Source organism: Nocardia sp. GP40 (genome assembly GCF_050434125.1).
GTDB classification, from domain to species: domain Bacteria; phylum Actinomycetota; class Actinomycetes; order Mycobacteriales; family Mycobacteriaceae; genus Nocardia; species Nocardia albiluteola.
Window position 1 is genome coordinate 99,711 of record NZ_JBNPVW010000016.1, and the last position, 16,325, is coordinate 116,035.

Consider the following 16,325-nt stretch of genomic DNA (forward strand, 5'->3'; position numbering starts at 1 on the left):
CGAGCAGTGCCGGAAACCATATCGGCGGACGAGATCGTCGCTGCCGGAGAACGGATCTTGGCGAAGGGAGAGTGCGCCCCCCGCCACGGCCGGGATCCGGTGAACCAGCCGATGATCAACAACTGGGTCGAGGCCATCGGCGATGCCAACCCGATCTATGTCGACGAGGATGCCGCCAGGGCCGCTGGGCATCCCGGTATCGTCGCGCCGCCCGCGATGGCGCAGGTGTGGACGATGCCCGGGCTGCACGGGGCCCGGCCGTCGGACGATCCGATGAACGAGGTCAACGACCTGCTCGACGCCGCCGGTTACACCTCGGTGGTGGCGACCAACTGTGAGCAGACCTATCACCGGTACCTGCGACTGGGCGAGAAGCCCTATGCGCGTACGCGTCTGAAGGACCTCACCGGACCCAAGCGCACCGCCCTCGGCGAGGGATGGTTCGCGACTTACCTGCTGACCTGGTATGTCGGTGACGAGCCGGTCACCGAGATGTCGTTCCGGATGCTGAAATTCGCGCCCGGGACCAGCAAACCCGCTGCGCCGCAGGACGACCTGAGCAAGCGGGTGCGGCCGATCGTCTCCAAGGACACCGAATTCTTCTGGGAGGGCACCAAACTCGGCGAGCTGCGGATCCAGCGGCTGCCCGACGGTACGCTGCGGCATCCGCCGATCCCGGCGCTGTGGCAGGACAAGGCGAAGGACACGGACTACGTGGTCGCCTCCGGCCGCGGCACCGTCTTCAGCTACGTGGTGCACCATGCGCCGAAGGTGCCCGGGCGCACGCTGCCGTTCGTCGTGGCGCTGGTGGAGCTCGAGGAGGGCGTGCGCGTGCTCGGCGAGCTGCGCGGGGTCGAGCCCGATCAGGTGCGCGTGGACATGCCGGTCGAGGTGGCCTTCGAAAAGCTCGACGATGACAGCACTGTGCCGTATTGGAAGGCGGTTCGATGACAACGACGCTTTCGGCGTCCTCCGTGCAGGTCGGAACGACGCTGCCGGAGCTGGCCATTCACGCCGATCCGACCTTCGTGGTCAGCAGTGCGCTGGCCACCAGGGACTTTCAGGACGTGCACCACGACCGCGACAAGGCCGTGCAGCGGGGTTCGAAGGACATCTTCGTCAACATCCTCACCGATACCGGGCTGGTTCAGCGGCTCGTCACCGACTGGGCCGGGCCCGGGGCGATCGTGAAATCCCTTGCGCTGCGGCTGGGTGTGCCGCTGTACGCGGGTGACACGCTGACCCTGTCCGGCACCGTGACCGCTGTCGAGGGCACGCGCGTGGACATCGATGTGATCGGGCGGGACAGCCTGGGCGACCACATCACGGCCAAGGCCGTCATCGAATTGCGGGAGCAGGCATGAGCGAGCTGAGTGGTAAGGCCGCCATCGTCGGCATCGGCGCGACCGATTTCTCGAAGGATTCCGGGCGCAGCGAGCTGCGCCTGGCCGCCGAGGCGGTCACCGCGGCGCTGAACGACGCCGGGTTGAAGCCGGCCGACGTGGACGGCCTGACGACGTTCACGATGGATACCAACACCCAGGCCGCGGTGGCCCGCGCCGTGGGCATCCCGCAGCTGAAGTTCTTCAGCCACATCGGATACGGCGGCGGCGCGGCGTGCGCGACCGTGCAGCAGGCGGCGATGGCCGTGGCCACGGGCGTCGCGGACGTCGTCGTGGCGTACCGGGCGTTCAACGAGCGCTCCGGGCATCGATTCGGGCAGTTCTCCACCCAGCTCGCCGCCGCCCCCACCTCCTCGGGCGTGGACGCGGCCTGGTCGTATCCGCAGGGCCTGGGCACCCCGGCCGCGCAGGTGGCGATGGTGGCCCGGCGCTACATGCACGTCTACGGCGCCACCAGTGCAGACTTCGGCCGGGTCGCGGTGGCCGATCGCAAGCATGCCGCGGTGAATCCGGCGGCGCACTTCTACGGCAAGCCGATCACGCTGGAGGAGCACCAGAATTCGCGCTGGATCGCCGAACCGCTGCATCTGCTGGACTGCTGCCAGGAGACCGACGGCGGCGTGGCGATCGTGGTCACGAGTGTCGAACGGGCACGGGATCTTCCACAGAAGCCAGCCGTGATCGCCGCGGCCGCACAGGGTTCCGGCGCCGATCAGTACGTCATGACCAGCTACTACCGGGACGCGATGAGCGGTCTGCCGGAGATGGGACTGGTCGGCGAACAGCTGTGGGCGCAAAGCGGTTTGCGCCCCGACGACATGCAGGCCGCGATCCTGTACGACCACTTCACCCCGTTCGTGCTGATGCAGCTCGAGGAACTCGGCTTCTGCGGGCGCGGTGAGGCCCGGGATTTCATCGCCGACGGGGCCATCGAGATGGGTGGGCGGCTGCCGCTGAACACCCACGGCGGTCAGCTCGGCGAGGCCTACATTCACGGCATGAACGGCATCGCCGAGGGCGTGCGCCAGATCCGCGGCACCTCGGTGAATCCCGTTGCCGACCTGCGGAATATCGTCGTCACCGCCGGCACCGGCGTGCCGACCTCGGGCCTGGTGCTCAGCACGAACTGATTCCGGTTCCAGGTCCGAACCCCACCCCCCGCGAGCCGCGCCATGCTCAGCTACACCTCGCTGGCGCTCGGTTCCGCTGAGCATAATGCGCTGTGTTGATGGCTCACTCGCAAGCTCGCTCGCGGGGGCGTTGCGGTATCAGTGTGTCGGTCCCAGGCAGTACACGATCGCGGCGGGCTTGGTGTACTTGAGGTACTTCGTCGCGCTGTCGGGGCAGCCGTTTTCGTCTGTGCTGTTGAGCACCTGGGCGATCTTCGTGTCGGCATTGGACGAGCTGCAGTCCACCTTGGTGTGGTAGTCCGCGCCGTTGTGGATGCAGTCGCCCTGCTTCGCATTCAGCTGCAGGCACAGGTGGTAGCTGTACTTGCCGGTCTGCCAGGCGCTCGCGTCGGCCTCGTCCGCGCAGGTGCTGCCGTTCTGATTGTCGACGACCTTGTAGTTCGCCTCCATGCCGTCGCACGAGGTGATCTTGAACTTCGGATCGGTCGAGGTGCCGGACAGATTGACGCACTGGCCCACCTGGACCTTCTCCGCGTCGGACTTGGTCAGCTGATGGAAACCCCAGCCGCCCACGGCCAGCACCACCAGCACGATCAGCGAGATGACCAGCCGCATCACCCCGAAACCCGCGCCGCGCGCGACTCGTCCTCCGATGCTGCTGAGTCCCGGTCCGGGCCCGGAGGACCCGATCATCTGCCCGCCGATGGGTGCGTTCGGCCATGCGTTCGGCGCCACGCCCGGATTCGCCTGCGGGCCTTGCGGATAGCCTGGCTGCTGCGACGGGTATCCGGCCTGCCCCTGTCCCTGCGCCGGATAGCCGGGCTGCTGTCCCTGCGGCGGATAGCCGGGCTGCTGCCCCTGGGGCGGATAGCCGGGCTGCTGCCCCTGGGGCGGATAGCCGGGCTGCTGCCCCTGAGGCGGATACCCCGCCTGTCCCGGCGCGGGCTGGTTCGCGGCGGCGTAACCGGGTTGTCCCTGAGGATATTCGGGGGATTGGGGATAGCCGGGCTGGCCCTGCTGCGGATACCCGGGCTGCCCCTGGGGATTGTTGGGCTGGCCCTGCGGGAACTGCGGCTGCATTCGCTATTTCCTGTGATCTCTATGTCCACCAAGGGAATCGGTGAAACATGCGTCGCATGTTTGTGCACGCCTCAATAGCGTTCACACGCTGATGATTCGGCAAAGTCCCCCGAGGGTCCCCGTACAATGGCCGACACGTTACAGGTATGCGGCATTCCCTGCCACCCGCTTTTCACAGCGCCGGGCAGTGCGCCGCGTTCGGCGGCTGGCTCGTTACGCACAGGCAAGCTGAGCCTCGATCACTCTTGTCAGCTCGGCGATGCGCGCGGAATTTCCGGTCGCTGTCGTGCTTCGCATGCCCGCGAAGCGATCGAAAACCAGCCCCTCGAGCACCGCGATGAAATCGGCTGCGGCGGTGGCGGGTTCGACCGAGCCGAGCCCCGCGAACAGACGGGTCGCATGATCGTGCGAGAACAACGACGCGGTCAGGCGGACGTGCATATCCGCGTCGCCGAGCAGGTCGATGATCAGCGCGTGCCGGGCGATCAGCTGGTTGCGGCGCTGTGCCAGTAGGCGATCCAGCCAGACGGCGATGGCGTGCGCGATCTCGCCGGGTTCGGAGGCGGGGAGGTCGGCGGCCAGGAAGTCGGTGTGGGAGCGGGTGGTGATCCGGTCCACGATCGCCTCGACGAGGGCCCGTTTGGTGCGGAAATAGTACGACGTCGAGCCCGCGGGCAGCTCCAGTGCGGTATCGAGGGCGCGGTGGGTCAGGGCCCGCAGGCCGCGGGTGGCGATCAGGTCGGTCGCGCCGTCCACGATCAGGGTGCGTCGATCGGCTGTGGACATGGTCACCTTTTCTCGCGGTCAGCACGGTAATCCTCTACAAGTGTAGATGAACCTCTACATGTGTAGAGGAGGAGGTGCGAGATGAACGAATCACCGATTCTCGACGCGGATCAGATGGCCGCGCGGGCGCGATTGCGGGCGGTGGGGGAGCGGATGGGCGCCCGGTGGCATCGGCCGCGCGGGGTGTATCTGTACGGCAGGCCGGGCCGGGGCAAGACGATGCTGATGGACGCCTTCTTCGCGGACGTCGCCGGGCATCGCAAGCGCCGCTATCACTTTCACGGCTTCTTCGCCGGATTGCATTCCGCGGTGGGCGAATACCGCTCGATCGACGACGCGATCGCGGCGATGCTGGGCGATGCCGAGCTGGTCTGCTTCGACGAGTTTCACGTCCACGACATCGGCGACGCCATGCTCATCGGCCGGCTGCTGGAGGCCGCCTTCGCGCGCAGCATCACCCTCGTGCTGACCTCGAACTATCCGCCGGAGGGTCTGCTCCCGAATCCGCTGATGCACAAGCGCTTCGAGCCGGTCATCGAGAAGATTCGCCGCCGGCTGGACGTGGTCGCGGTGGATGGCCCGCGGGACTATCGCGCCCTCGGCGCTCGTACGGGCCGATTCGCCCAGGGGCAGTACATCATCGGCCCCGCGATCGAAATTCCGGCGGCGTCACGAATTCCCATCGCACACCGCAGTGTGGCCGCCGATATCGGTGAACCGGACTGCCTTGCCGCGGATTTCGCCGAACTGTGCGGAACCCCGCTGTCGGCGGCGGACTACCTCGAGTTGACCGGTGCCTACCGCCGCTGGACGGTCGGCAATGTCCCGGAGCTGCACCGGGTCCCGATGGATTGGGCGACCCGCTTCGTCAACCTCGTGGATGTCCTCTACGACGCCGACCTGCCACTCACGATCCGCGCCGCCGCCCCGCTGTCGGCACTGGCCCGCGGGGTCTCCGACGTCCCCGATCTCGCTCGCACCACGAGCCGCCTCGCCGAACTGCGTGAAGTGACGGGCAGCGTGTGCTGAGTCGTGATTACCGATGATTTTCCGGGTCGGCGTCACGACCCGGATGTGGATTCAGTCCTTCGGGAAGCCCAGGGGGAAGATGACACCAATGGCAACGGCACAGACAACACAGACGACGGGGATGATCCACATGGCCCCCACACTACAATGTGTAGTAGGTAACGACGTCTGAGTGTGTGCAGCATCACCGCAGGTGGCGGGCGGTTATAACGGGCAGTCGGCTTATCGTCCCGCCCGGCCTTTCGCTGCTTTCGCACGCTGCGCCCACCGCGTTCGGGACTCCGGCGTCCCCGCGTCGGATATCCGCGCGGTCTATCACTCATCACAAGTGGATCGCGCCGTAATTGGGGATGGGGGCAGATACGGGGGCAAAAGTTGATACGTGTTTCGATTCCGGTCCTCACGTACCGTCCGGCATGCAACCATATGGCTGTTTCGAGCAGTGCGAGGTTCCGGAGAGAGGCCCATGATCGGGGTGGGTTCGGCGATACCACGGGCGATCGCGTCGATCGCGCTGCTGGTGTTCGCCGTCGTCGCATTGCGGGGATACATCCCCGGCGGCGGTCGGCCGCTCGGCGTCTCGCCGCCCTCGCTGGTCACCGTCGCGCTGATGCCGGTGCTCTGCCTGGTATCGATCGTGATTCTGCTGGCGGGAGTGATCACCAGCCAGCATCGGCTGCCGCTGGCCCTGCCCGATTCCGGGCGTGAGCGCGCCCGGGACCGCCAGCCCATTCGCCTCAGTCGGCTGGGCCTGTACGTGGTGCTCGCGCTGGCGGGAATCGCGCTGGTCGTTGCGCTGATCCTGGTGGTGTATCTGCTCACGGGCGGGCACGCGGCGCCCCCGGCGCAGCATGCCGCGGCGCAGCCGAGCACCGCCGCGCCCGCGTCCGGGACGCCGCAGCCCACGCCGACGCCGTCCGTGGAACCGCACCTGACCGGGGCCGCGCTGTTCGTCGCCGGGGTGGCGGCGGGCGGGTTGTTCATGGTCGCGGTCGTGGGACTGGCCGTCGTCACGGTCGGCACCCGTCGGCGGGGCGCCGCGCCCGGGGTGGATACCCCTTCCGTGACCGCCGACCCGGCGGTCTCGCTGGCCCAGGTCGCCGAGATGGGCCTGGCCGCCATGATGGCCTCGGGGCGGGACGCGCGCACCGCCATCATCGCCTGCTATGTCGCTATGGAGAGTGGCCTCGCCGTAGCGCGCGAGGTCGCACCCCTGATCTCCGACACCCCCTCGGAGGTGCTGGCGCGCGCGTTCGACCGCGGGGCCCTGCGCGACGCATCGGCCCGCGAGCTGGTCACCCTGTTCGAGGAGGCGCGGTTCAGCCCACACTCGATGCTGGAGTGGCAGCGCATGCGCGCCGAGCAGCTGCTGCGGATCGTGCTGCGGGATCTGCAGGGAGAACAGGCATGAACGAATTGGCCGGCCCGGCCCGCACGGCGATCGTGGGCCTCGCGATCGCGGTGATCCTGTTGGTCGAGACCATCGGCATCGACGCCCGGCGCTCGCTGCTGCCGGTGCTGGCGGGCGTCCCGGTGGTTGCGGCACTGGCACTGCTGGTGTGGTCGCTGGCCGCACGCACCCACCGCCCCGAAAGGGTGGATCCGGCCGATGACGACATTGCGAACGGCCCGGCGGACATGCTGCAGCGCTGGCTGGCCCGCGCGGAAATGCTGGCCGATCGCGCCGACGGCACCCGGGCGGACTGGGACCGGCATCTGCGGCCGTTGCTGGCCAAGGAATTCGAGCTGTCCAGCGGTCATCGGATCGCGAAGAACCGGCGCGCCACCGAGACCGCGGGACAGTTGCAATTCGGCCCGGAATTGTGGCGTTGGGTCGATCCGGCCAATTCCGCACTGCGGGACGATAAATCACGCGCACCGGGACGTGCCGCGCTGGACGAGATCCTGCGCCGGCTTCAGGAAATGTGACAGATTTGGAAACACGTGCAGTTATGACGAAACCATTGGACGCGACCGTCAAGCGCACCGAGGCGGTGCTGCGGGAGGTATCGCGGGTCGTGGTCGGCAAGCGCGACGAGCTGCAGCTGATCATGATCGCCGTGCTCTCGGGCGGTCACGTCCTGATCGAGGATCTGCCCGGCTTGGGCAAGACCCTCATCGCCCGGTCCTTCGCCACCGCATTGGGTTTGAATTTCACGCGGGTGCAGTTCACGCCGGATCTGTTGCCCGCGGACCTGATCGGCTCCACCATCTACGACATGAATTCCGGCCGTTTCAATTTCCGCAAGGGGCCGGTCTTCGCCAATATGCTGCTGGCCGACGAGATCAACCGGACCCCGCCCAAGACGCAGGCGGCGCTGCTCGAGGCGATGGCCGAGGGCCAGGTCAGCATCGACGGCGAAACCTTCCCGCTGCCACAGCCTTTCATCGTGCTGGCCACGGACAATCCGATCGAGTACGAGGGCACCTATCCGCTGCCCGAGGCGCAGCTGGACCGTTTCGCTATGCAGCTGCGCCTGGGCTACCTGTCCGAGCAGGACGAGACCCAGATGATTCGCCGCCGCCTCGAGCGCGGCGCGGTGCCCCCGCAGGTCGGCCAGGTGGTGGACGCGGCGGGCCTGATGGAGATGCGCAACGCGGTCGAATTCGTCACCGTGCACCCGGATGTCGTGACGTACGTGGTCGCCCTGGCCGCCGCGACCCGCGGGCATCCGCAGGTGGAGGTGGGCGCAAGTCCGCGCGCGGAGCTGGATCTGGTGCAGATGGCCCGCGCCCGCGCCCTGCTGCTGGGCCGCGACTACGTCGTCCCCGAGGACGTGAAGGCCCTGGCCGTCGCGGCCATCGCGCACCGCATCACGCTGCGCCCGGAGATGTGGGTGCGCCGCATCCGCGGTGAGGACGTGATCGCCGAACTCCTGCGCCGCCTGCCGGTTCCGCGCGGGTCGGCAACATGAGCGAGGCCTCGCACTCGTCGGTCCGGCATGCGCCCGGGCGGGCTCCGACGCGAGATCCCGGCCGCATGCGCGCGGGGATGTCGGCAGCCGAACCGACCGGGGCGGCAGGCGAATCCATCGAGGTCGTGACCAGAGTGCCCACCGGGATGTCGGCGGCCGAACCGGCCGGGATGGCGGCCGGGAAACTCGCCGAGGTGACGACAGAAGAACCCGCCGCGATGGCGGCAGACGGGAACCCCGGGCGATGAGGCATCGGGATGCGAAGTCCGTCGTCGAGGCCGAATTACAGTGGCGGCCAGCAGCATTGGTGTACATGCTGGCCGTCTGTGCGGCCGTCGCGCTGGCGGCGGCGGTGATCATGGGCCGCTGGCAGCTGGTGGTCTTCGCCGCGCCGATGCTGGGCGTGCTTGTCACCGCACCGCTTCAGTTGGCGCGCACCAGGATTCAGGTGGACGGCGCGGGTGAGCTGCGCTGCTTCGAATCCGAGGAGGTGGTGCTGAGCGCGGCCGCCTTCGTCGAGGACGGGCACGCGCTGCTGCGCTGCAGGCCCGAACCGTCGCCCGGTCTCGAGATGCGCCTCGAGGACGCGGCGGATTCGGGCGCGGCCCCGGCCGGGGTGCGCCTGGCGCTGTCGGCGGCACGGTGGGGTCGTTATCCGGTGACGATGCGGGTGACGGCGCTGAACCCGGCCGGACTGGCCGTCGCGGCGCTGAGCCTGCCCGCCGGCGAGGTGTACGTGTATCCGATCGCCGACCCGCAGCCTATGCGATTGCCGCGCACCGAATATCCCGAGCGGATCGGCACCCATCTGACCTCGCGGCACGGCCCGGGCGTCGAGTACGCCGATATCCGCGCCTACACCCCCGGGGATCAGCTGCGGACGGTGAACTGGCCGGTGAGCGCACGTCGGGGACGCCTCTTCGTGACCGAGCGGCTCATCAATCGCGCGGCGGATGTCGTTGTGCTGGTGGATAATTCGCTGCAAGCACCGGGTCCCGCCTCGGAGTCCATGGAGCTCTCGGTGCGCGGTGCGGCGCAGGTGGCCCAGTCCGCGCTACAGGCCGGGGATCGCACCGCGGTGGTCTGCCTGGGGCAGGCGCCCCGCTGGCTGCGCGCAGATATCGGGCGCCGGCAGTTCTACCGCATCGTGGACACGGTGCTGGACGTCGGCGACGAGCACCTGAGCACCTCCGGTTCGCTGGCTCCGCACGCCGCGGTGCCGATCGGGGCGATCGTGGTGGCGTTCTCGACGCTGCTGGACACCCAGTTCGCCCTGGCGCTGATCGATCTGCGCAAGCGCGGGCATGTGGTGGTGGTCGTGGATGTGTTGCGGGGCACGCCGTTTCACGAGCACCTGAATCCCACGCTGGCGCGCATGTGGCAGCTCGAGCGGATGTCGATGTACCGTGACATGGGCACCGTCGGCGTCGACATCGTGGCCTGGACCGAGGGCGCCCGGCTGGATCAGGTGATGCGGGTGCTTCCGGATCGTCGCCGGGTGATGCGGGTGCGGCGATGACGAGATTCCTGGCGGTCCTGTCCGGCCTGCTGCTGACCCTCGCGGCGGGAATCATGCTGCCCTGGGCCGCTATACCCGCGCTCGCGCTGGTCGTCGCGGGCTGGCGCTACCGGCTCGGCGCGGTGGGCGCGGTCCTGCTCGCGCTCGCGACGCTGGCCTGGTCCGACACCGGCGCGGTGGAGGCCGCGGCGACCGGACTGGTGGCGACCACCTATCTGCTGAACACCGCGACGGTTTCCGCACCGCACGGGGTGGTCCCGACCACGGTGCCCTCGGTGGCGGGCGCGGTGACCTTCGCAGGCGCCGCGGTCCTGGCCGCCGTGGTCCCCGGCCACCTGGCCTGGGTCCCCCTGGCCGCCCCGGTCCTGGTGGTGCTGCTGTACGCCGCGGTGGTGCGCGGTCTCGCGCTCACCCGCACCGAGTCGGATGCCGCGCCTGAACGGTGACGTCCGTGGCCAGAGCTGCGCGCCCTCGCGGCACCATTGTCAAGGCCACACACGCCTCACTCATTACGAACACGGCGGGCTCACATAAATTTCGATGAGATCACCTCGATAAAAGCACCGCCGGATAAATAATCTCGTCGTCAAACGATGACGTGAAGGCCAGGCGCTCCATTCAGGGCGAACCATTCCTGAAGATCGGCGCCATCCAAGACGTTGTCATCGGATATGCGAATCGGACCTCGAACCTGACCTTCGGAGCCGCTGAAATTTGAGCCCGACATCAGCGCCTCCGACAAGCGAGCCGGACTGGGCCCGAATTGACAACCTCTTAAATCCGAATCGCGCAGATCTGCTCCCCGGAGGCTTGTAGAGCTGAGCTGACAGCGTCGCAGGTTCGCGCGCCGAAGATTCGAATTCATGAAGGATGCCCGAAACAGATTTGGTGAACATGCGGGTGTTCGCGGACTGTACGGCCGTGTATTGGGTGTGTGCGTTGCGTGCGGCGGTGCTCATGTCCCTGACCCCTTGGACGAGTTCGCGTGCGGCAGAGGCCCATTCGCGGTGCGCGGTCTCGTGTGCGGTCGCGGTCGCGCCGGTCCAGGAGCCGGAGTGCACGGCGGCGCTCTTGTGATCCAGGGTGTCCAGGTGTTCGGTGAGGAATCCCGCCAGGCTCGACAGGCGGGTGACGATGTTGTCGAGTTGTTCGAGGTCGACGCTGTACTCGCCGGTCACGGCAGATCCAGGCTGGATACCTCGGAGGCGAATTGATTGTCCTGAGCACGGTATGCGTCCGCTGTAACGCCGAGTGAGGATGCCATCGTCGTGAGTGCGTCGATGATTTTCGTGCCACCGTCGCGGCACTCGTTCCACCCGTTGCCGAAACTCGCCGCCGCCGAGCCGCTCCAGCCGCCCGAAGTCAGAGCATCTACCTCGCGTCCCGCGTCGGCCAGCGATGACCGCAGAATTTCGGCCAGGTCGTAGGCTTACTTCCCGAGCGCCGAGACATCGGATGGGACTACTGACAGGTCCGAATTTCCCCCACTCACACTCATGAAATTCGACGCTGACACAAGTCCGGCTCCGGCTGCGTGTTGACAACCACGTCAGAATCGACACGCTACTACTGGTCGGTATGACGCGCACCAGAGATATTTTCGCTTTGAAAGCCCTGGTAGGCACGACGGTGAATGTGGCGGCCGATGTGCTCGAATCGGTTGTGCGCCAAAGGAGGAGCTGTTGTAACGGTGGATTGGGATCTGTTCTCGGCGGCCGACCGACGCCATGATGTGCAGATCCAGGACGCAGACATGAACTCCGCCGCGAACCCTGGCTCGGTGTGGAAGTCCGGCGACACCCCCGAAAGTACGGCCCACCGCCCCGGCGGGTCGGGCCCGGCAGTGTGATGAGGGGGCACTGCCGAGCCTTCCGGCTCCGGGGCGGCGGGGTCTGGGGGGCTCAGGAGGTGAAGGTCAGCCTCACGTCGCCGAGCACCGGGGCCTCGTCGCGCTCCACCACGGTGGCCGCGATGACGAGCTCATTACCTTTCAACCACATTCGGGACCGAATTGTTTCCCCCGGGTAGAGCACGCCCGCGAAACGCGCCCGGAATCCCGTGACGCGGCTCGCGTCCGAGTCCAGCACCGTGTCGACCGCGCTCTTGCAGACCAGGCCGTAGGTGCACAGCCCGTGCAGGATGGGGTTGGGAAATCCTGCGGCACGGGCGAATTCGGGATCCGAATGCAGCGGGTTGCGGTCGCCGCACATGCGGTAGAGCAGCGCCTGCTGCGGCAGCGTCGGGGTGGTGATGTCGAAATCCGGCGCGCGGTCCGGCAATTCGATCTTGCTGCTGGGCCCGCGCTCGCCGCCGAAGCCGCCCTCGCCCTTGGCGAAGATCGATGAGCGTGCGGTCCACAGCAATTCGCCGTCCGAACCGGTGACGGTGGTCTCGTGCGCGATCACCGCCGCCGAGCCCTTGTCCCACACTTCGGTGATGCGCCCGGTGCTGCTGGCCTTGCCCGCGGCCGGAATCGGCCGGTGCACCACGACCTCCTGGCTGCCGTGCACGACCTTGGCCAGGTCGATCTCCACGCCCGGATAGCTCACCCGGGGCGGCTCGGTGACCCGCATGGTCGGCGCGACCGTCGCGAACGTCGGCAGCACCTGCGGGGCGGTGTCGTGCAGGTAGCGCAGCTCGCCCGGGTCGGTCCAGCGCGCGCCCGCGCTCAGGCCCAGGTGGTAGAGCTGCACGTCGGACGGGGTCCACGCGAACTCCTGGGTCGGGAGTTCGGCGCCCAGCGCCACGGTCGGGTCGATCGGCATCTGTTCTCCTAGCTGGTCACGGCTGCGGTCGGCAGCCGGAAGTTCGTTTCGGCGCGCCCGCACGAACTCGGGGCCGCGGGATCGACCGGATCGTCTCCATCGTGGACGAACCTGTTCACAATTCCGTCGCCGATCCCGCTCACCGAATATCTCCTACTTGGCCGCGGCGCGGGGCTGCACCCGCTCGACGATGTCCTTGATCGCCAGGTACCCGAACGCGATCGCGGGGCCGATGGTCGCGCCCGGTCCGGCGTAGGTGTGGCCCATGACCGGCGCGGAGCAGTTGCCCGAGGCGTACAGCCCCTCGATGACGGTCTCGTCCTCGCGCAGCACCCGCCCCGCGGTGTCGGTGACCAGGCCGCCCTTGGTGCCGAGGTCGCCGGGCACCATCTTGGCCGCGTAGTACGGGCCCTGCACCAGCCCGGCCAGGCTCGGATTCGGCTTCACCGTCGGGTCGCCGTAGTAGCGGTCGTACGCGCTGTTGCCGCGCCCGAAGTCCTCGTCTTTCCCCTTTTCGGCGAAGCCGTTGAAGCGGGTGACGGTCTCGGCGAGCGCGTCGGCCGGCACGCCGATCTTCTCGGCCAGCTCGGGCAGGGTGTCGGCCTTGACGATCAGGTCGTTTTCCATCCAGCGGGACGGAATGCGCTGGCCGGGCTGCAATCCGGCGAAAATGTAGCGGTTGCGGTAGCGCTGGTCGAACACCAGCCACGCGGGCACGTGTTCGCCCGGGCCCTCACCCTGTCCATATTTGCCGCCGTACATCGTGTGCACGGCCTCGACGTAAGGAGCGGACTCGTTACCGAATCGCTTGCCGCCCGCGTCGACCATGATGCTGCCGGGCAGATTGCGCTCGGCCAGCGCGAACCACGGCCGGCCGCCCTTGAAGAGGGTCGGTCCCCACCACGCGTCCTCCATGACGTCGATGTCGGCGCCGACGGCCATGCCCGCGGTGATGCCGTCGCCGGTGTTGCCGGCCGCGCCCGTGGTCCACTCGGTGGTGATCGGCTCGCGCTGGTACTTGTGCCGCATCTCGGCGTTGTGTTCGAAGCCGCCCGAGCCCAGCACGACGCCGTAGCGGGCGCGGAAGGTGACCGGCTCGCCGTCCTGCGTTGCCTCGACGCCGACGACGCGCCCGTCCTCGACGACCAGCCCGGTCAGCGGGGTGTTCAGCAGCAGCGGCACGTTCGCGTCCAGCAGGCCCTTGCGCATGGCGGCGATGAGCGCCTGGCCCATACCCAGCAGATGCTTGCCGGTGGCCTTGGCCCAGTAGGTGCGCGCGCCGACGCGCATGGCGCGCAGCATGCCGACCGGGTGCCGCTTGATCAGGTTCAGCTTGACGAAGTCGGCCTGGGTGACCACGACGTTCAGCGGCGCCTTGGCGTAGGGCGGCTCCAGGTTGAACCGCTCGGCGCCGAGGATCTTGGCGTTGAAGGGCTTCGGCTCGCAGGAGCGTCCCGTGGACCGGCCGCCGGGGGCCTCCGGGTAGTAGTCGGAGTAGTTGGGCACCCAGCGCATCTTCAGCGGGGTGTGGTCCAGCACGAAGTCGAACGCCTCGGCGCCGCGGTCGATGTAGGTGTCGATCCGGTCGGCGGGCGCGGCATCGCCGATGATGCTGTGCAGATAGGTGCGCGCGTCCTCGCGGTCATCGGGGCGTCCCGAGGCCTGCAGCGCCTTGTTGCCCGGGACCCACACACCGCCGCCGCTGCGGGCGGTGTTCCCCCCGTAGTGCGCGGTCTTCTCGATGAGCACCGTGCGCAGGCCGTGGTGCGCCGCGGCGAGGGCGGCGGTCATCCCGGCGGCGCCGCTGCCGACCACCACCACGTCGTATTCCCGATCAGTCATGTAGAACACGTTATAGAATCAGTCCCGGGTTGGTCTATATTGGTCTGGCAGAAGGTGCTGCTGAGGCAGGTTTTCGCAGGAAAACTCGTTTCAGTTTCTGTCTCGGCCACCGACCGGGGCCCCAGTGGAAGGAATGAGCGTGCTGTCCGACGCGGTACGGAGCGAACTGGCCGCGGAGCTCGCGGCCGCCGAACGCGACCGGGTGCCGATCGACCCGCTGGTCGTGCGGCATCCCGGGATCGACGTCGTCGATGCCTACGAGATCCAGCTCATCAACATCCGTAAGCGTCTCGACGCGGGCGCGAAGGTCGTCGGCCACAAGGTCGGGCTGTCGTCCGAGGCGATGCAGAAGATGATGGGCGTGGACGAGCCCGACTACGGGCACCTGCTCGCCGACATGCAGGTCTTCGAGGACGTTCCGGTGGACACCTCCAAGTATCTGTACCCGCGGGTGGAGGTGGAGGTCGGCTTCGTGCTCGGCGCCGACCTGCCCGGCGAGGACTGCACCGAGGCCGACGTGCTGGCCGCGACGGTCGCCTACGCGCCCTCGATCGAGCTGATCGACACCCGCATCAAGGACTGGAAGATCGCGCTGTGCGACACCATCGCCGACAACGCGTCGTCGTGCGGGTGGGTGCTCGGACCCGAGCGCGTCGCGCCGGATCAGTTGGACATCAAGAAGATCGACGCCCGGCTCACCCGCAACGGCGAGGTCGTCGCCGAGGGGCGCAGCGACGCGGTGCTGGGCGATCCGACCATCGCGGTGGCCTGGCTGGCCCGCAAGGTCGCCTCGTTCGGCGTGCGCCTGAAGGCCGGGGACATCGTGCTGCCCGGCTCGTGCACCCGCGCCATCGATGCCCGTCCGGGCGATGTCTTCCACGCCGAGTTCGCCGGACTCGGCTCTGTCCGTCTGCAATTCAGCTAGAAGCCCGTAGGAGATAACCGTGGGGAAAGTCACCGCCGCGATCGTGGGATCGGGCAACATCAGCACCGACCTGCTGTACAAGCTGCTGCGCTCGGAGAGCATCGAGCCGCGCTGGATGGTCGGAATCGACCCGGACAGTGAGGGTTTGAAGCGGGCCCGGGGCCTGGGCCTCGAGACCTCGCACGAGGGAGCGGACTGGCTGCTGGCGCTGCCGCAGAAACCGGACCTGCTGTTCGAGGCCACCTCGGCGTACGTGCACCGCGAGTACGCGCCCAAGTACGAGGCCGCCGGCATCAAGGCGATCGACCTGACCCCGGCCGCGGTCGGACCGGCCGTGATTCCCTCGGTGAACCTCGACTCCCTCACGGACGCACCGAATGTCAACATGATCACCTGCGGTGGCCAGGCGACGATTCCGATGGTCGCGGCCGTCTCGCGCGTCGTGCCGGTGCCCTACGCGGAGATCGTGGCCTCGGTGTCGTCGGTGTCCGCCGGCCCCGGAACCCGCGCCAACATAGACGAATTCACCAAGACCACGTCCCGGGGTGTGGAGACCATCGGCGGCGCGCAGCGCGGCAAGGCAATCATCATCCTGAATCCGGCCGAGCCGCCGATGATCATGCGCGACACCATCTTCTGCGCGATCCCGGAGGATGCCGACCACGACGCCATCACCGAATCCATTCACCGGATGGAGAAGTCGGTGCAGCAGTATGTACCCGGCTACCGCCTGCTCAACGAGCCGCAGTTCGACGAGCCCTCGGTGATTTCCGGTGGCATGGCCAAGGTTTCGATCTTCGTCGAGGTCGAGGGCGCGGGCGATTTCCTGCCGCCGTACTCGGGCAACCTCGACATCATGACCGCCGCCGCCACCCGCGTGGGCGAAGTTCTGGCCGACCGGATCCTCTCGGCTCGGGTGTAGGAAGGAATA

Annotated in this window: 19 protein-coding genes and 1 pseudogene; 13 read left to right on the forward strand and 7 right to left on the reverse strand. The window is 67.8% G+C overall.

Translation table 11 applies throughout. The annotated features are described in order from the left end of the window. The first annotated feature begins 6 nt into the window (after window positions 1–6). From ABH933_RS36665 to ABH933_RS36675, 3 genes are read left to right on the forward strand one after another with little or no spacing between them, the layout of a single operon-like run. Window positions 7–951: a bifunctional MaoC family dehydratase N-terminal/OB-fold nucleic acid binding domain-containing protein gene (locus ABH933_RS36665; RefSeq protein WP_429424551.1), complete on the forward strand. Its 945-nt coding sequence runs from the start codon at window positions 7–9 to the stop codon at window positions 949–951. Beyond that, the gene (locus ABH933_RS36670; protein WP_429424553.1) at window positions 948–1,364 is read left to right on the forward strand and encodes a MaoC family dehydratase; all 417 of its coding nucleotides are present in this window, start codon (window positions 948–950) and stop codon (window positions 1,362–1,364) included. The genes ABH933_RS36665 and ABH933_RS36670 overlap by 4 nt, the downstream gene beginning before the upstream one ends. After that, the gene (locus ABH933_RS36675) at window positions 1,361–2,533 is read left to right on the forward strand and encodes a lipid-transfer protein (protein WP_429424555.1); all 1,173 of its coding nucleotides are present in this window, start codon (window positions 1,361–1,363) and stop codon (window positions 2,531–2,533) included. Before ABH933_RS36670 ends, ABH933_RS36675 begins: the two co-directional genes overlap by 4 nt. Before the next feature lie 138 nt (window positions 2,534–2,671). Here ABH933_RS36675 and ABH933_RS36680 read toward each other — a convergent pair whose 3' ends face one another. After that, window positions 2,672–3,613: an LppU/SCO3897 family protein gene (locus tag ABH933_RS36680; protein ID WP_429424557.1), complete on the reverse strand. Its 942-nt coding sequence runs from the start codon at window positions 3,611–3,613 to the stop codon at window positions 2,672–2,674. Window positions 3,614–3,826: 213 nt separating this feature from the next. Further along, window positions 3,827–4,399, reverse strand: coding sequence for a TetR/AcrR family transcriptional regulator (locus ABH933_RS36685; RefSeq protein ID WP_429424559.1), 573 nt, complete (start codon window positions 4,397–4,399; stop codon window positions 3,827–3,829). 81 nt (window positions 4,400–4,480) lie between these two features. Between ABH933_RS36685 and zapE the strand changes: the two genes are divergently transcribed. The 7 genes from zapE to ABH933_RS36720 all read left to right on the forward strand — a co-directional run bounded on the left by zapE (window position 4,481) and on the right by ABH933_RS36720 (window position 10,308). Next, window positions 4,481–5,428, forward strand: a complete 948-nt coding sequence (gene zapE / locus ABH933_RS36690; protein WP_429424561.1) for a cell division protein ZapE — start codon at window positions 4,481–4,483, stop codon at window positions 5,426–5,428. 466 nt (window positions 5,429–5,894) lie between these two features. Continuing rightward, the gene (locus tag ABH933_RS36695) at window positions 5,895–6,839 is read left to right on the forward strand and encodes a DUF4129 domain-containing protein (protein WP_429424563.1); all 945 of its coding nucleotides are present in this window, start codon (window positions 5,895–5,897) and stop codon (window positions 6,837–6,839) included. Continuing rightward, window positions 6,836–7,357: a hypothetical protein gene (locus ABH933_RS36700; RefSeq protein ID WP_429424565.1), complete on the forward strand. Its 522-nt coding sequence runs from the start codon at window positions 6,836–6,838 to the stop codon at window positions 7,355–7,357. The genes ABH933_RS36695 and ABH933_RS36700 overlap by 4 nt, the downstream gene beginning before the upstream one ends. 23 nt (window positions 7,358–7,380) lie before the next feature. Beyond that, window positions 7,381–8,343 carry an AAA family ATPase gene (locus tag ABH933_RS36705; protein WP_429424566.1) on the forward strand — a complete coding sequence of 321 codons (963 nt, stop codon included), beginning with the start codon at window positions 7,381–7,383 and terminating at the stop codon, window positions 8,341–8,343. Next, entirely contained in the window at window positions 8,340–8,591 is a 252-nt protein-coding gene (locus tag ABH933_RS36710) for a hypothetical protein (protein ID WP_429424568.1), read from the forward strand. Before ABH933_RS36705 ends, ABH933_RS36710 begins: the two co-directional genes overlap by 4 nt. Continuing rightward, window positions 8,588–9,862, forward strand: coding sequence for a DUF58 domain-containing protein (locus ABH933_RS36715; RefSeq protein ID WP_429424570.1), 1,275 nt, complete (start codon window positions 8,588–8,590; stop codon window positions 9,860–9,862). The genes ABH933_RS36710 and ABH933_RS36715 overlap by 4 nt, the downstream gene beginning before the upstream one ends. Beyond that, complete coding sequence (locus tag ABH933_RS36720) at window positions 9,859–10,308, forward strand: hypothetical protein (RefSeq protein ID WP_429424572.1); 450 nt, start codon at window positions 9,859–9,861, stop codon at window positions 10,306–10,308. Before ABH933_RS36715 ends, ABH933_RS36720 begins: the two co-directional genes overlap by 4 nt. A gap of 140 nt (window positions 10,309–10,448) precedes the next feature. Here ABH933_RS36720 and ABH933_RS36725 read toward each other — a convergent pair whose 3' ends face one another. The 3 genes and pseudogenes from ABH933_RS36725 to ABH933_RS36735 all read right to left on the reverse strand — a co-directional run bounded on the left by ABH933_RS36725 (window position 10,449) and on the right by ABH933_RS36735 (window position 11,282). Continuing rightward, window positions 10,449–10,727 carry a pentapeptide repeat-containing protein gene (locus tag ABH933_RS36725; RefSeq protein WP_429455222.1) on the reverse strand — a complete coding sequence of 93 codons (279 nt, stop codon included), beginning with the start codon at window positions 10,725–10,727 and terminating at the stop codon, window positions 10,449–10,451. A 64-nt stretch (window positions 10,728–10,791) separates the two neighbouring features. Beyond that, window positions 10,792–11,040, reverse strand: a pseudogene (locus tag ABH933_RS36730) (WXG100 family type VII secretion target); the annotation flags it as partial. Further along, entirely contained in the window at window positions 11,037–11,282 is a 246-nt protein-coding gene (locus ABH933_RS36735; protein ID WP_429424812.1) for a WXG100 family type VII secretion target, read from the reverse strand. The pseudogene ABH933_RS36730 and the gene ABH933_RS36735, both read right to left, overlap by 4 nt. 270 nt (window positions 11,283–11,552) lie before the next feature. On the opposite strand from ABH933_RS36735, the gene ABH933_RS36740 reads away from it, so the two are divergent. After that, on the forward strand, window positions 11,553–11,711 hold the full coding sequence (locus ABH933_RS36740) for a hypothetical protein (RefSeq protein WP_429424574.1): 159 nt from the start codon (window positions 11,553–11,555) through the stop codon (window positions 11,709–11,711). Between the two features lie 52 nt (window positions 11,712–11,763). Here ABH933_RS36740 and ABH933_RS36745 read toward each other — a convergent pair whose 3' ends face one another. Further along, window positions 11,764–12,627, reverse strand: a complete 864-nt coding sequence (locus tag ABH933_RS36745; protein ID WP_429424576.1) for a MaoC/PaaZ C-terminal domain-containing protein — start codon at window positions 12,625–12,627, stop codon at window positions 11,764–11,766. Between the two features lie 153 nt (window positions 12,628–12,780). Then, window positions 12,781–14,469 (reverse strand): 3-oxosteroid 1-dehydrogenase, encoded by a 1,689-nt coding sequence (gene kstD / locus ABH933_RS36750; protein WP_429424578.1) that lies wholly within the window; start codon window positions 14,467–14,469, stop codon window positions 12,781–12,783. 139 nt (window positions 14,470–14,608) lie between these two features. Here kstD and ABH933_RS36755 point away from each other — a divergent pair, with 139 nt between their 5' ends. Both ABH933_RS36755 and ABH933_RS36760 read left to right on the forward strand, forming a co-directional pair. After that, on the forward strand, window positions 14,609–15,394 hold the full coding sequence (locus tag ABH933_RS36755; RefSeq protein WP_429424814.1) for a 2-keto-4-pentenoate hydratase: 786 nt from the start codon (window positions 14,609–14,611) through the stop codon (window positions 15,392–15,394). Window positions 15,395–15,407: 13 nt separating this feature from the next. Then, a complete protein-coding gene (locus ABH933_RS36760; RefSeq protein ID WP_429424816.1) occupies window positions 15,408–16,316 on the forward strand; it encodes an acetaldehyde dehydrogenase (acetylating) in 909 nt (302 codons plus the stop codon). Window positions 16,317–16,325 lie beyond the last annotated feature (9 nt).